The following is a 13,718-nucleotide window of genomic DNA, read 5'->3' as shown; positions in this document are numbered from 1 at the left end:
CAAAATGAAGACAATGACACATCTGCTGGCCTCGGCCGCGCTGGTTGGCGCGACTGCGGCACATGCCACGGACCTGGAGGTCACGCATTGGTGGACATCCGGGGGCGAAGCCGCCGCGGTGGCCGAATTTGCCAAGGCGTTCGACGCCACGGGCAACACATGGGTGGACGGCGCCATCGCCGGGTCTGGCGGCACAGCGCGCCCCATCATCATCAGCCGTATTCTGGGCGGTGACCCGATGGGCGCCACACAGCTGAACCACGGTCGCCAGGCCGAAGAGCTGATCAAAGCCGGTCTGATGACCGACCTCACCGAACTGGCCGAGGCGCAGGGTTGGAAAGACATCGTGAACCCGCCATCGCTGCTGGACGCCTGTACGCTGGACGGCCGCGTCTATTGCGTGCCGGTCAACATCCATTCCGGCCAGTGGATCTGGCTGAGCCATGGTGCATTTGAAAAGGTCGGCCTTGATGTGCCCGCCGACTGGAACGAATTCGTTGCCGCCGCCCCCAAGCTCGAAGAAGCAGGCATCACGCCGCTGGCCATGGGTCAGCAGGGTTGGCAGCAAAACCTCGCCTTTGGCACGATCACCATCGCGATTGCGGGCATTGATGCCTGGCGCGAAGTGTCGGTCGAGCGCAATGCCGACACCGCCGCTGGCCCCGCCTATAAGGCCGTGTTCGAAGCGGTCGCAAATGCCCGCGAACTGGCGCGCAATTCCAATGTTCAGGACTGGAACCTGGCCACCAACCTCGTCATCACCGATCAGGCCGCGGGCCAGATCATGGGCGACTGGGCGCAGGGTGAATTCCAGGTCGCGGGCGAAGTGGCCGGCGTTGATTACACCTGCCTGCCCGGTCTGGGAGTGAACGAGGTGCTCGATACCGGGGGCGACGCATTCTATTTCCCCGTGATCGACGACGAAGCCACCAAGAAGGCGCAGATGGAGCTGGCCTCCACCCTGATTTCGCCCGAGGTGCAGGTTGCGTTCAACCTAAAAAAAGGGTCGCTGCCGGTGCGTGGTGACATCGATATGTCGTCGGCCAACGACTGCATGCAAAAGGGTCTTTCGATCCTTGCGGATGGCAACATCCTGCCGTCGGGCGACATGAACCTGACCGCCGACACCCAGACCCAGATCGAGGACCTGATGGCCGAGTTCTGGACGTCGGACATGTCCGCCGGTGACGCGCAGGCGCGTTACGTCGACATCATCGCGTCCGCCGAATAAGGGCGCGCCTCCCAGTCACCTGCCCGGGGTCATTTGCGGCCCCGGACAGGTGCAGTGCGACATGTAACGGGGTGGTGTCATGTCTTCTTCTTCCAAATCGCGGAAGCCTTCGGGGCTGTTCCGCAATATGTCGGCCAAGATCGCCTCGGTGCCCATGGTGCTTACCGCTTTGGTGGTCTTTGTCGGTGGCACGGCGTGGACGGTTCTGTATTCCTTTACCTCGTCCAAACTGTTGCCCAAGTTGAATTTTGTGGGCCTTGATCAATACGAGCGGCTGTGGAGTACGCGGCGCTGGATCATCTCGATCGAAAACCTGGCTGTGTACGGCTTTTTCTCGATGATCTTTACGCTGGTGATCGGGTTCACGCTTGCCGCCATGCTGGATCGCAAGATCCGCGGCGAGAGCATCTTTCGCACGATCTTTCTCTATCCCTTTGCGCTGAGTTTCGTGGTGACGGGGCTGGCGTGGCAGTGGATTCTGAACCCCGATCTGGGCATTCAGAACGTGGTGCGGCAGATGGGGTGGGAGAGTTTCACCTTCAACCCGCTGAACGACCCGGACATCGTGATCTACGGCATTCTCATCGCGGGGCTGTGGCAAGGTACGGGGCTGATCATGGTGATCATGCTGGCGGGTCTGCGCGGCATCGACGAAGACATCTGGAAGGCCGCGCGCGTCGACGGGATCGGCACGGTCAAGACCTATATCCGCGTGATCATCCCGATGATGCGCCCCGTCTTTGTGACTGCCCTCGTGTTGATCGCGTCGGGTATCATCAAGATCTACGACCTTGTCGTCGCCCAGACCAATGGCGGGCCGGGCATCGCGTCCGAAGTGCCCGCAAAATACGTCATCAACTACATGTTCCGCGCCCAGAACCTCGCCCAGGGGTTCGCGGCCTCGACCATGATGCTGCTCAGCGTGGTGATCATCCTGATCCCGTGGGCCTATCTCGAATTCGGAGGCAAGAAACGTGGTTGATGCCGTCACACCCCGCGGGCCGAAACCCCGCCGCCGCTTTTCGCGCGCCAATGTCATGCTCTATGGCACGCTGATCGTGGTCGCGCTGTACTATGCCCTGCCGCTCTATGTGATGATTGTCACATCGCTCAAGGGCATGCCGGAAATCCGGTTGGGCAACATCTTTTCCCCCCCGGTTGAGATCACGTTTCAACCCTGGGTCAAAGCCTGGGCCGAGGCCTGTACTGGTATCAACTGCGAAGGGCTGTCCCGCGGTTTCTGGAACTCGGTCCAGATCCTGATCCCCTCGGTGATCCTGTCCATCGCGATTGCGTCAGTGAACGGATATGCGCTGGCCAACTGGAAGTTCAAAGGGTCGGAGGTGTTCTTTACCATCCTGATCGTGGGCGCGTTTATCCCCTATCAGGTGATGCTCTATCCGCTGGTGATCATCCTGCGCGAGCTGGGCCTATACGGCAACGTCTGGGGGCTGGTGCTGGTGCACACGGTGTTCGGCATGCCGATCCTGACGCTGCTCTTCCGCAACTACTTCACGTCCGTTCCGGAAGAGCTGTTCAAGGCCGCACGCGTCGATGGCGCCGGGTTCTGGGGCATCTACTTCCGCATCATGTTACCCATGTCCCTGCCCATCTTTGTGGTGGCGATCATCCTGCAAGTCACTGGGATCTGGAACGATTTCCTGTTTGGCGTGATCTATACCAAGCCCGCCGATTACCCGATGACCGTGCAGTTGAACAACATCGTCAACTCGGTGCAGGGCATCAAGGAATACAACGTCAACATGGCCGCCACGCTGCTGACCGGTCTTGTCCCCCTCATCATCTACTTCGCTTCCGGCAAGCTGTTTGTCCGGGGCATCGCCGCCGGCGCGGTGAAAGGCTGACCCATGACTTCCGTACTTGTCAAAGACCTGACCCTGAAATTCGGCGCGCTGACCGTGCTGGACAACCTGACCATCGACATCCCCGAGGGCGAATTCCTTGTCCTGCTGGGCGCATCGGGCTGTGGGAAATCCACGCTGCTCAACTGTATCGCTGGCCTGCTCGATCCCACGGATGGTGAGATCCACATCAACGACCGCAATGTCACCTGGGAGGAGCCGTCGGGCCGTGGCATCGGCATGGTGTTCCAGTCCTATGCGCTGTACCCGCAGATGACCGTGGCCGGGAACCTGTCATTTGGTCTGAAAAACGCGCGTATGCCCAAGGCCGAGATCGAGAAACGCGTGGCCCGTGCCGCCGAGATCCTGCAAATCGAGCCGCTTTTGGATCGCAAGCCTGCGGCCCTGTCCGGGGGTCAGCGTCAGCGGGTTGCCATTGGGCGCGCGCTGGTGCGGGATGTGGATGTGTTTTTGTTCGACGAGCCGCTGTCGAACCTCGATGCAAAGCTGCGCGCCGACCTGCGGGTCGAGATCAAGCGCCTGCATCACAACCTCAAGAACACAATGATCTACGTGACGCACGACCAGGTCGAGGCGATGACGCTGGCCGACCGGATCGCGATCATGAAAGGCGGGGTGATCCAGCAGCTGGACAGCCCGACCGAGATCTACAACCGCCCCGTCAACAAATACGTGGCCGGGTTCATCGGCAGCCCCGAGATCAACTTTTTCGAAGGGACGCTGGACGGTCAGACCTTTGTCACCGATGGGCATGAATTCCCGCTGGCGGGCTATGCGTTCCAAGGGCCGGTGCCAACGAAAGGGGCCGCGTGGCTGGGCATCCGGCCCGAGCATATCGTGACGGGTGAGGCCGCGGCGTCACTGCCGGTCACGGCCGAGGCCGAGATCGACATCGTCGAGCCGATGGGGTCCGACACGCTGGCCTGGGCCAAACTGGCGGGGCAGTCCGTTCGCATCCGTATGGATGGGCAGGCCGCCGTGCGCACCGGTGATCGCATCACCATCGGCTTTGACCCTGCGCGCGCGTCCCTGTTCGACCGGGCCAGCGAAGACCGTCTGTAACCATGATCGACCTCGCAGGATTTTGGCATCTGACCGATGCGGCGGGTGACTATGCCGCCCCCATGCCGCTGCCCGGCGACGGGATCAGCGCGCTGCGGGATGCTGGCCTGATCACTGATCCGTATGTGGGTCAGAACGAATATGACCTGCGCTGGATTTGCGAACGGGATTGGTTGGCGACGCGGACGTTCGAGGCCGAGGAGACGGACGCCGAGTTGGTGATCGAGATGCTCGACACCGTGGCGGAGGTCGCGATCAACGGGGTCAGCGTCTTGCACGCCGACAGCATGTTTCGCACCCACCGTGTGGATGCTAGCGGCGCTTTGCGGCAGGGTGAAAATACCATCGCGATCCGCTTTGCGTCCCCGGTGGCGGAGGCAACCGCGCGCGCCCAGGCGCAACCGTTTCCCGTGCCGTTTCAACGGGATAACTGTCCGATCCCGCACGGCAACATGCTGCGCAAACCCGAATGTGATTTCGGCTGGGACTGGAACATCGCGCTGGCCCCGTTCGGCATCTATGGCGCGATCCGGTTGGAGCCGAAACTCGCGCGCGTTGCCGATCTGATCGTGGAACAGGTGCACGGCGATGGGGCAGTGTCCGTGACCGTCACCGCCCGGACCGAGCGCGCGACGGACGGCACGCCTGTCACCTTTGCGCTGGCGGATCAGGAGGTACAGGCAAAGGTGCAAAACGGCGTGGCCGTGGCCACGATAGAGATCGACGCGCCGGACCTGTGGTGGCCAGTGGGTCAGGGGGCGCAGCCGCTCCATACGCTCACCGTCGCCCTGCCCGGCCACAGCACCACGCGGCGCATCGGATTGCGTGACATCGCACTGATCACCGCGCCGGATGACACGGGCAGCGGGTTCGCCTTTCACATCAACGGACGGCCTGTGTTCATGAAGGGTGCCAACTGGATCCCGGCAGATGCGCTGGCGTCGGCCATCACGCCCGACGTCGTGCGCGACCTGCTGCAATCGGCGGTCGATGCCAATATGAACATGATCCGCGTCTGGGGCGGTGGGCGGTACGAGCCGGACTGGTTCTATGACATCTGCGACGAACTGGGCCTCATGGTCTGGCACGATTTCATGTTCGCCTGCCACCTTTATCCGTCTGACGATGCGTTTCTGGCCGAGGTCGACGCCGAGGTCCGCGCACAGGTCGCCCGCCTCAACCACCGTGCCTGCATTGCGCTCTGGTGCGGCGACAACGAACTTTTGGGCGCGCTGACCTGGTACGAGGAAAGCCGCGCCAACCGCGACACGTACCTTGTGGCCTATGACCGGCTGAACCGCACGATCGAGACCGCGCTGCGTGCCACCGCCCCCACTGCGCACTGGTGGCCGTCGAGCCCGTCGCCCGGGCCCATGCGCTTTGGTGATGCGTGGCATGACGACCGGTCGGGCGACATGCATTTCTGGTCCGTCTGGCACGAGGGCCGCGATTTCGACCACTACCGCGACGTATCCCCGCGGTTTTGCTCCGAATTCGGGTTTCAATCCTATCCGTCCATGGACGTGATCCGCCGCTTTGCCGATCCGGGTGATTTCAACATCGCCGCCCCGGTGATGGAGAGCCACCAGAAGAACGCGGGCGGCAATGCGCGCATCGCCGAGACGATGTTCCGCTATTTCCGCTTCCCGGTCGATTTCGAGAATTTCGTGTATCTCAGCCAGGTGCAGCAGGGGCTGGCCATCAAGACGGCGGTCACCCATTGGCGCAGCCTGAAACCCCATTGCATGGGCACGCTGATCTGGCAGTTGAACGACACATGGCCCGTCTGTTCGTGGTCGTCGCTGGACCATGGCGGGGGTTGGAAGCTGCTGCACCACATGGCGCGGGCGTTCTATGCGCCAATGCATGTGAGTGCCGTGCCGGGGCCAGACGGGATCGCGCTGCGCGCCATCAACGACACGGCCCAGCGCACAACGCTGGCGGTCGAGGCCGAGGCCGTGGACATGTCCGGCGCGCGCCGCACCCTCACCACAGGCACAAAAGTGGTCTCACCCGACGCGGCGGTCACCCTGTTGACCCTGCCCGCCGATGCGCTGCGCGACGATGAGATCCTGCTGTTCACATGGGAGGCCCCGGACGGCACCCATGGGCAGGACCATTTCGCCCCCCGTCCCTACAAGGCCTACGATCTCCAACCGGCAGCGGTGCAGCACAGCGCCACGCAAGCGGGCGATGGGTGGGACATCACGCTGCGGGCGGATGCGCTGGCGCTCTATGTTGCGGTCGAAGCGGATCAGCCGGGCCGCTTTTCCGGCAATGCCATCACGCTGCTGCCGGGCCAGCCGGTCACCTTGCATTTCACCCCCGATACGCCGGACGCGCCACAGCGCTTTGTGCTGCGCGATCTGCATTCTGCCACTTACAACACCTGAAAGGTTCGCCCCATGACTGCCTTCTCTTATCAGCTCTACAGCTCGCGCAATTTCCCCCCCTTGGGCGACACCCTGACCATGCTGGCGGGCCTTGGTTACGCGCAGGTTGAGGGATACGGCGCGCTGGTGGCCGACCCCGATGCCGTCACTGCGTTGGAGGTAGCGCTCAAGGACGCGGGCCTCGAGATGCCCACCAGCCATGTGGGCCTCGACATGATCCAGAGCGACCCGGCAGGCGTGGCACAGATAGCCAAACGGCTGGGGATGCGTACCGCCATTGTGCCTTACATCATGCCGGACGTGCGGCCCACGGATGCGGCGGGCTGGTCGGCCTATGGCGCGGGGCTGGAGAGTGCGGCAAAGGCGCTGGCGGGACATGGCGTGGGTCTGGGATATCACAACCACGACTTTGAATACGCGACCTTGGCCGACGGCTCGTTGCCCATCGACCATCTGCTGCGCAATGCGCCATCGGTTGTGTACGAGTTCGACGTTGCCTGGGCCGTGCGTGCCGGTGCCGACCCGATGGACACGGTTGCGCAGCACGGGTCGCGCATCCTGTCGGTGCACCTCAAGGATATCGCCGCACCGGGCGAGAACGAAGATGAGGACGGGTGGGCCGATGTGGGCCACGGCACGATGGATTGGGCCGCACTGTTTGCGGCGTTCAAGGCGGCAGGCACCCAGTATTTCGTGGCCGAACACGACAATCCCAGCGATCACCAACGGTTTGCCAGACGCGCGCTTGCGTCGGCACAGTCATTCTGAAGGAGAGACACATGCAAGGTATCGGCATCATCGGCTGCGGCAACATTTCCGCAGCCTACCTGCGGCTTGCACCACTGTTCAAAGGGCTGGAGGTCCGTGCCGTCGCAGATATGAACCTCGACGCGGCCAAGGCGCGGGCGGATGAGTTCAACGTGCGTGCCGAGACGGTCGATGGACTGCTGGGCGCGGATGACATCGACATCATCGTGAACCTGACCATTCCGGATGCGCATTTCGCTGTGACCAAGAGCATCCTGGAGGCGGGCAAGCATGCCTATACCGAAAAGCCCATCGTGCTGACACTGGCCGAGGGTGAGGAATTGCGCGCGCTGGCGGACGCAAAGGGGCTGCGCATCGGGTCGGCCCCCGACACGTTTCTGGGCGGCGCGCATCAGGCGGCCCGCACGGCGATTGACGCGGGCCAGATCGGCAAGGTCATTGCCGGCACCGCCCATGTCATGTCGCATGGGATGGAACACTGGCACCCCAACCCCGACTTCTTCTTTTTGCCCGGCGCGGGGCCGATGCTGGACATTGGGCCGTACTACATCACGAACCTGATCCAGCTTCTGGGGCCGGTCAAACGGGTCAGCGCGCTGACCTCGATGGCGTCGGACACGCGCACCATCCTGTCCGAGCCGCGCAAGGGCGAGGTGATCCCGGTCAAGACACCAACCAACATCCACGCGCTGCTGGATTTTACATCCGGTGCCACGATCACCCTGTCGACGTCCTGGGATGTCTGGGCACACCGGCACGGGCATATGGAGCTTTATGGCACAGACGGTACCATGTTCATGCCCGACCCAAACTGGTTCTCCGGCACGGTTGAGGTGACGGGGGCGGATGGGACAACCACAGCGCTGGATACCGCGTCGCACCCGCTGGGTGTGCCCAATCAGGATCACGGCGGCACGCCGATGGCGAACTACCGCACCGCTGGGCTGGCCGAGATGGCCGTAGCGATGAACGAGGGCCGCCCGCACCGCTGCGCGCTGGAACTGGCCATTCACGCCGTAGACGTCATGACCTCAATCCTGACTGCCGGGGAAAGGGGCGAGGTTGTAACGTTGACCACCACATGCGACCGCCCCACCCCCTTGCCCGCTGATGCCGCGCAGGCGTTGCTGGTCTAAGCCGCAATGATCCGCAATCCGATCCTGCCCGGCTTCAACCCCGACCCGTCAATCTGCCGGGTCGGGGAAGATTACTATATCGCGACATCCACCTTTGAATGGTACCCCGGCGTCCAGATCCACCACTCACGCGACCTTGCCAACTGGACGCTGGCGACGCGGCCGTTGACCCGTGCCGCGCAGTTGGATATGCGAGGCAATCCAGACAGTTGCGGCATATGGGCTCCCTGCCTCAGTCATGCCGATGGGCTCTTCTGGCTGGTCTATACGGATGTGAAGCGGCTGGACGGGGCATTCAAGGATGCGCACAACTATGTCGTGACCGCGCCCGCGATCGACGGCCCTTGGTCGGACCCGATCTATGTCAATTCCTCCGGCTTTGACCCGTCGCTGTTTCACGACGCGGATGGGCGCAAGTACTTTATGAACGTCCGCTGGAACCACCGCGGCAAAGGTACGGGCGGCAACCCGGCGCATGCGTCCTTTGACGGGATCCTGTTGCAGGAATGGTCGCCTGAGGACGGGCTGACCGGCCCGGTGCGCAACATCTTTGACGGCACGGCGCGCGGGCTGACCGAGGCCCCGCATATCTTCAAACGCGACGGCTGGTACTACCTGACCACCGCCGAGGGCGGCACCGGCTATGACCACGCCGTCACCACCGCCCGCGCGCGCGACATCTGGGGGCCATACGAGGTACAGCCCGGCGATCACCTGATGACCTGTCGGGACGCCCCGGATCATCCAGTACAGCGCAGCGGCCACGGCCAATATGTCGAGGCACCAGACGGCACCGGCTATCACACGTTCCTGATGGGGCGGCCCCTGCCCGGTCGGTTCTGCCCCATGGGACGCGAAACGGGGATCGAACGCGTGGTCTGGCAAGACGGTTGGCCTGTGCTGGAGGCGGGTGGCACCCTGCCACGCAGCGCCGTGCCACATCACAGCAGCACGCAAGCGTCGGAGCCCATCACCTACGACCTCAACGCGCCGACGCTGCACCCCGACTTTCAATGGTTGCGCACGCCCGACAGTGACCGGATCTTTGCCGCGACACCCCTTGGCCTGACCCTGATTGGTCGCGAAAGCATCGGCAGTTGGTTTGAACAGGCGTTGGTTGCACGCAGGCAAGAACATGCAGCCTATTCCGCCAGCACCGTGATGTCCTTTGACCCCGTTAACTATCAACAGGCCGCGGGCCTCACGACCTACTACAACCGATCCAAATTTCACGCCCTGATGGTCAGCCATGACCCCACACTTGGCCGCGTTCTGACCATCCTGTCCTGTCCGGGGGACTGGCCCGAAGGCGCACTGACCCACCCCATCGCACCTGTTCCGCTGAACGACGGCCCCGTCGCACTGCGCGTGGATGTCGATCACGAAACCCAAAAGTTCTACTGGCGACAGACAGGCGCGTGGACCCCGATTGGCCCCACTCTGGACGCATCCGCCATCTCGGACGAGGGCGGGCGCGGCGAGCACGCCAGCTTTACCGGAGCATTCGTCGGCATGGCCGCTTTTGACACATCCGGTGGTGCGCGGCAGGCCACGTTTACACAGTTCACCTACGTAGGACATGACGTATAGTGCCAGAAACCCGCAAAAAAATATCCATCCATCGCAATACGTTAAATTGAAATTCAGCGGTTTTGAGGTACGCACCTCAAAAAGAAGGTAGACTTGAGGTGCGTACCTCAAATAGCGTTTAGAAGTCACAACGACGATTCGGCAAAAAGACATAAAACAGCCGTTCTCAAACTGGGAGGAATATCCATGAAGACCTTTAAACTGGCATCCGTCAGTGCGCTCAGCCTTGTGGCTGCGTCCATGGCCAGCACCGCACAGGCCGATGACCTGACCCTGTGCTGGGCCGCCTGGGACCCCGCAAACGCGCTGGTGGAACTGTCCAAGGAATTTGAGGCACAGTCCGGCCACAACATGAGCTTTGAGTTCATCCCGTGGCCCAACTTCGCCGACCGGATGCTGAACGAGCTGAACTCGGGCGGCAAGCTCTGCGACCTGCTGATCGGCGACAGCCAGTGGATTGGCGGCGGCGCGGAAAACGGCCACTACGTGAAACTGAACGACTTCTTTGACGCCGAAGGCATCTCGATGTCCGATTTCGCGGATGCGACGGTCTATGCCTATTCGACATGGCCCAAAGGCACGCCAAACTACTACGCCCTGCCCGCGATGGGCGACGCAAACGGCTGGTTCTATCGCAAGGACTGGTTTGGCCGCGAAGACATCCAGGCCGCCTACAAAGAAGCCACAGGCCAGGACCTGCGCGAGCCGCAAAGCCAGAAAGAAATGCTGCAGATCGCGCAATTCTTCCAGGGCCGCGAGATTGACGGCCAGACCGTCTATGGCGCCTCGATCTTTACCGAGCGCGGGTCCGAAGGCATCACGATGGGTGTGACGTCCGCGCTGTATCCGTGGGGTTTCAAATACGAGAACACGCCCGGCTCCTACGACATGGACGGCGCTGTGAACTCTGCCGAAGCGGTCGAAGCGCTGGAATTCTATAAAGAGTTCTACGAGACAGCGACACCACCTGGCTACACCAACTCCTACATGGGTGAGAGCCTCGACGCCTTCAAATCGGGTCAGGTCGCCATGGCGATGAACTGGTTCGCGTTCTTCCCCGGCCTTTATGCCGATCCGAACACCGGTGGCGACAAGATCGACTTCTTCGTGAACCCCCCACAGAACCAGGCCGGCTCCACACTGGGCGGTCAGGGTATCTCGGTTGTGGCCTATTCGGACAAGCAGGACGCGGCCCTTGAGTACATCAAGTGGTTCGCCAACCCCGATGTTCAGGCCAAGTGGTGGTCGCTGGGCGGCTATTCAGCGCACAACTCGGTGCTGAACGACCCCGGTTTCAAGGACAGCGCACCGTTCGCCGGTGACTTCCTCGAGGCGATGGGCGGCGTGCAGGACTTCTGGCAGGAACCGGCTTATGCCGAACTGCTGCTGGCGATGCAGAAACGCCTGCACGACTACATCGTGGCCGATCAGGGCACGGCACAAGAAGCACTCGACAAGCTGGTCGAGGACTGGACCGAAGTCTTCGAAGACGAAGGCAAGCTCTAGTCAGCAACCTGAGGTGCGCCGAGACGGCGCACCCTACCCCTCTCGACAATCAATCCCGTAGGGTGCGCCGTCCCGGCGCACCACACCCCCTCTTTGCCCGATGGTGCCCATGCCCCAAGATCCTGCTACATATGCCGCAACCGCCACACCACCGCGTGTCGCCCGCAAGATCAAAGGTCTGAGCGACCGCGCCATCGCGTGGATCTTTGTCGGCCCCACCATCTTCCTGTTGCTGGCGATCAACATCTTCCCGCTGATCTGGACGATCCGCCTGTCGTTTACGAACTTCAAGGCGAACCGCAACCGCGAGGTCGAGTGGATCGGCACCCGCAATTACGAGCGCATCCTGACCGACAGCGACATCTGGCTGAACATGCAGGCCACGGCGCATTTCCTGTTCTGGACGATCTTCTTTCAGGTCCTGATCGGCTTTACCCTCGCCTACCTGATCAACAAGAAGTTCAAGGGCAACGACCTGTGGACCACGATCATCGTGCTGCCCATGATGCTGTCTCCGGCGGTGGTCGGCAACTTCTGGAAATTCCTCTACCAGCCGCAAATCGGCCTCTTCAACTACATCGTCGCCTTCTTCACCGGCAAGGATCCCTCCAGCTTCGAAATGCTCGGCTCGGTCCAGCTTGCGCCCTGGTCCATCGTCATCGTCGACACGTGGATGTGGACGCCCTTCGTGATGCTCATCTGTCTCGCCGGGCTGAGGTCGATCCCCGACTACATCTATGAGGCCGCCGAGGTCGACCGGGCCTCCAAGCTGCGCCAGTTCTTCACGATCACCATCCCAATGGTGCTGCCCTTCCTGATGCTCGCCGTCCTCTTTCGCGGTATCGAGAACTTCAAGATGTTTGACCTCGTCGTGCAACTCACCGGCGGCGGCCCCGGCTCCACCACTGAACTCACCTCGATCAACCTCAAACGCGAGGCGTTCGAGAAATGGCGCACCGGCTACGCCAGCGCCTACGCGATCATCCTCTTTGTCACCGTTTTTGGCCTGGCCAGCATCTACGTCAAGGCCCTGAACAAGGTCAAAGAACGATGACCAACCCCACCCTTCCTTTCGCCCAAAATACCTTCGGGGGACGCGCGCCAGCGCGGGGGGCAGACAGCCCCCACCCCAAGGCCCGCCCAGCAGAAAGACGCCCACAATGAGCAGCTTTTCCGTCACCGAACCGACCAAACGCACCAAGTGGTTCGCCGGCACAATGGTCATCGTCTATGCGCTGATCACCATGCTGCCGCTGGCCTGGATCATGATGACCGGGTTCAAATCCCCCGCCGACGCCATCAGCTACCCGCCCAAAGTGGTGTTCGAACCCACGCTCGAAGGCTACGTGAACCTCTTCACCACACGCACTCGGCAAACCGACGAATTCCTCGCCGCCAACCCGCCCGAAACCTGGTACGAAGAGATCGTGCGCGAATACGACATGGTCATCGCAGGCCCCTCGAAATTTGGCGAACGCTTCCTCAACTCGGTGATCATCGGCTTCGGTTCGACCTTCCTCAGCATTGTGCTCGGCACCCTTGCGGCCTACGCCTTTTCACGGTTCAAAATCCCGCTGGCAGATGACCTGCTGTTCTTCATCCTCAGCACGCGGATGATGCCGCCCATCGCCGTGGCCATCCCCATCTTCCTGATGTACCGGCAACTGGGCCTCTCCGACACGCATCTGGGCATGATCCTGCTCTACACGGCCGTCAATATCTCCCTCGCGGTCTGGCTACTCAAAGGGTTCATCGACGAAATCCCCCGCGAATACGAAGAAGCGGCCCTGATCGACGGCTACACACGGTTCCAGGCCTTCTACAAGGTCGTGCTGCCCCAGGCCGCCACCGGCATCGCCTCCACCGCGATCTTCTGCCTGATCTTTGCCTGGAACGAATACGCCTTCGCCGTCCTGTTGACCTCCGGCACGGCCCAGACCGCACCGCCCTTCATCCCGACCATCATCGGCGTGGGTGGCCTCGACTGGCCCGCGGTCGCCGCTGGCGCGACGATCTTCCTGCTGCCGGTCATGATCTTCACCATCCTGCTGCGCAAACACCTGCTGCGGGGCATCACCTTCGGAGCAGTGCGCAAATGATCCCTTCATTGTTCCAAAAATATGCACATCCCACCCTGTCGGAGGCGCTG

11 protein-coding genes are annotated in these 13,718 nt (G+C 62.0%); all 11 read left to right on the top strand.

Annotated features, from left to right (window positions below):
* Positions 1-4 precede the first annotated feature (4 nt).
* Positions 5-1,231, top strand: a complete 1,227-nt coding sequence (locus Q0936_RS11235; RefSeq protein ID WP_299292649.1) for an ABC transporter substrate-binding protein — start codon at positions 5-7, stop codon at positions 1,229-1,231.
* 79 nt (positions 1,232-1,310) lie between these two features.
* Positions 1,311-2,213 carry a sugar ABC transporter permease gene (locus Q0936_RS11230; protein ID WP_299144307.1) on the top strand — a complete coding sequence of 301 codons (903 nt, stop codon included), beginning with the start codon at positions 1,311-1,313 and terminating at the stop codon, positions 2,211-2,213.
* Entirely contained in the window at positions 2,206-3,096 is an 891-nt protein-coding gene (locus Q0936_RS11225; RefSeq protein WP_299292647.1) for a carbohydrate ABC transporter permease, read from the top strand. The genes Q0936_RS11230 and Q0936_RS11225 overlap by 8 nt, the downstream gene beginning before the upstream one ends.
* Before the next feature lie 3 nt (positions 3,097-3,099).
* The gene (locus Q0936_RS11220) at positions 3,100-4,176 is read left to right on the top strand and encodes an ABC transporter ATP-binding protein (RefSeq protein WP_299378122.1); all 1,077 of its coding nucleotides are present in this window, start codon (positions 3,100-3,102) and stop codon (positions 4,174-4,176) included.
* A gap of 2 nt (positions 4,177-4,178) precedes the next feature.
* Positions 4,179-6,569, top strand: a complete 2,391-nt coding sequence (locus Q0936_RS11215; protein WP_299296473.1) for a glycoside hydrolase family 2 protein — start codon at positions 4,179-4,181, stop codon at positions 6,567-6,569.
* 12 nt (positions 6,570-6,581) lie between these two features.
* Entirely contained in the window at positions 6,582-7,337 is a 756-nt protein-coding gene (locus Q0936_RS11210; protein ID WP_299296471.1) for a sugar phosphate isomerase/epimerase, read from the top strand.
* 11 nt (positions 7,338-7,348) lie between these two features.
* Entirely contained in the window at positions 7,349-8,473 is a 1,125-nt protein-coding gene (locus tag Q0936_RS11205) for a Gfo/Idh/MocA family oxidoreductase (protein ID WP_299296468.1), read from the top strand.
* 6 nt (positions 8,474-8,479) lie between these two features.
* Entirely contained in the window at positions 8,480-10,063 is a 1,584-nt protein-coding gene (locus Q0936_RS11200; RefSeq protein WP_299296466.1) for a glycoside hydrolase family 43 protein, read from the top strand.
* Between the two features lie 186 nt (positions 10,064-10,249).
* Positions 10,250-11,569, top strand: a complete 1,320-nt coding sequence (locus Q0936_RS11195) for an extracellular solute-binding protein (protein WP_299144286.1) — start codon at positions 10,250-10,252, stop codon at positions 11,567-11,569.
* 109 nt (positions 11,570-11,678) lie between these two features.
* A complete protein-coding gene (locus Q0936_RS11190) occupies positions 11,679-12,623 on the top strand; it encodes a sugar ABC transporter permease (RefSeq protein WP_299144283.1) in 945 nt (314 codons plus the stop codon).
* Between the two features lie 106 nt (positions 12,624-12,729).
* The gene (locus tag Q0936_RS11185) at positions 12,730-13,668 is read left to right on the top strand and encodes a carbohydrate ABC transporter permease (RefSeq protein ID WP_299378119.1); all 939 of its coding nucleotides are present in this window, start codon (positions 12,730-12,732) and stop codon (positions 13,666-13,668) included.
* The last annotated feature ends 50 nt before the right edge of the window (positions 13,669-13,718 follow it).

It is taken from the genome of uncultured Tateyamaria sp. (assembly GCF_947488715.1).
Taxonomy (GTDB): domain Bacteria; phylum Pseudomonadota; class Alphaproteobacteria; order Rhodobacterales; family Rhodobacteraceae; genus Tateyamaria.
This window is presented reverse-complemented; position numbering and strand designations above follow the sequence as displayed.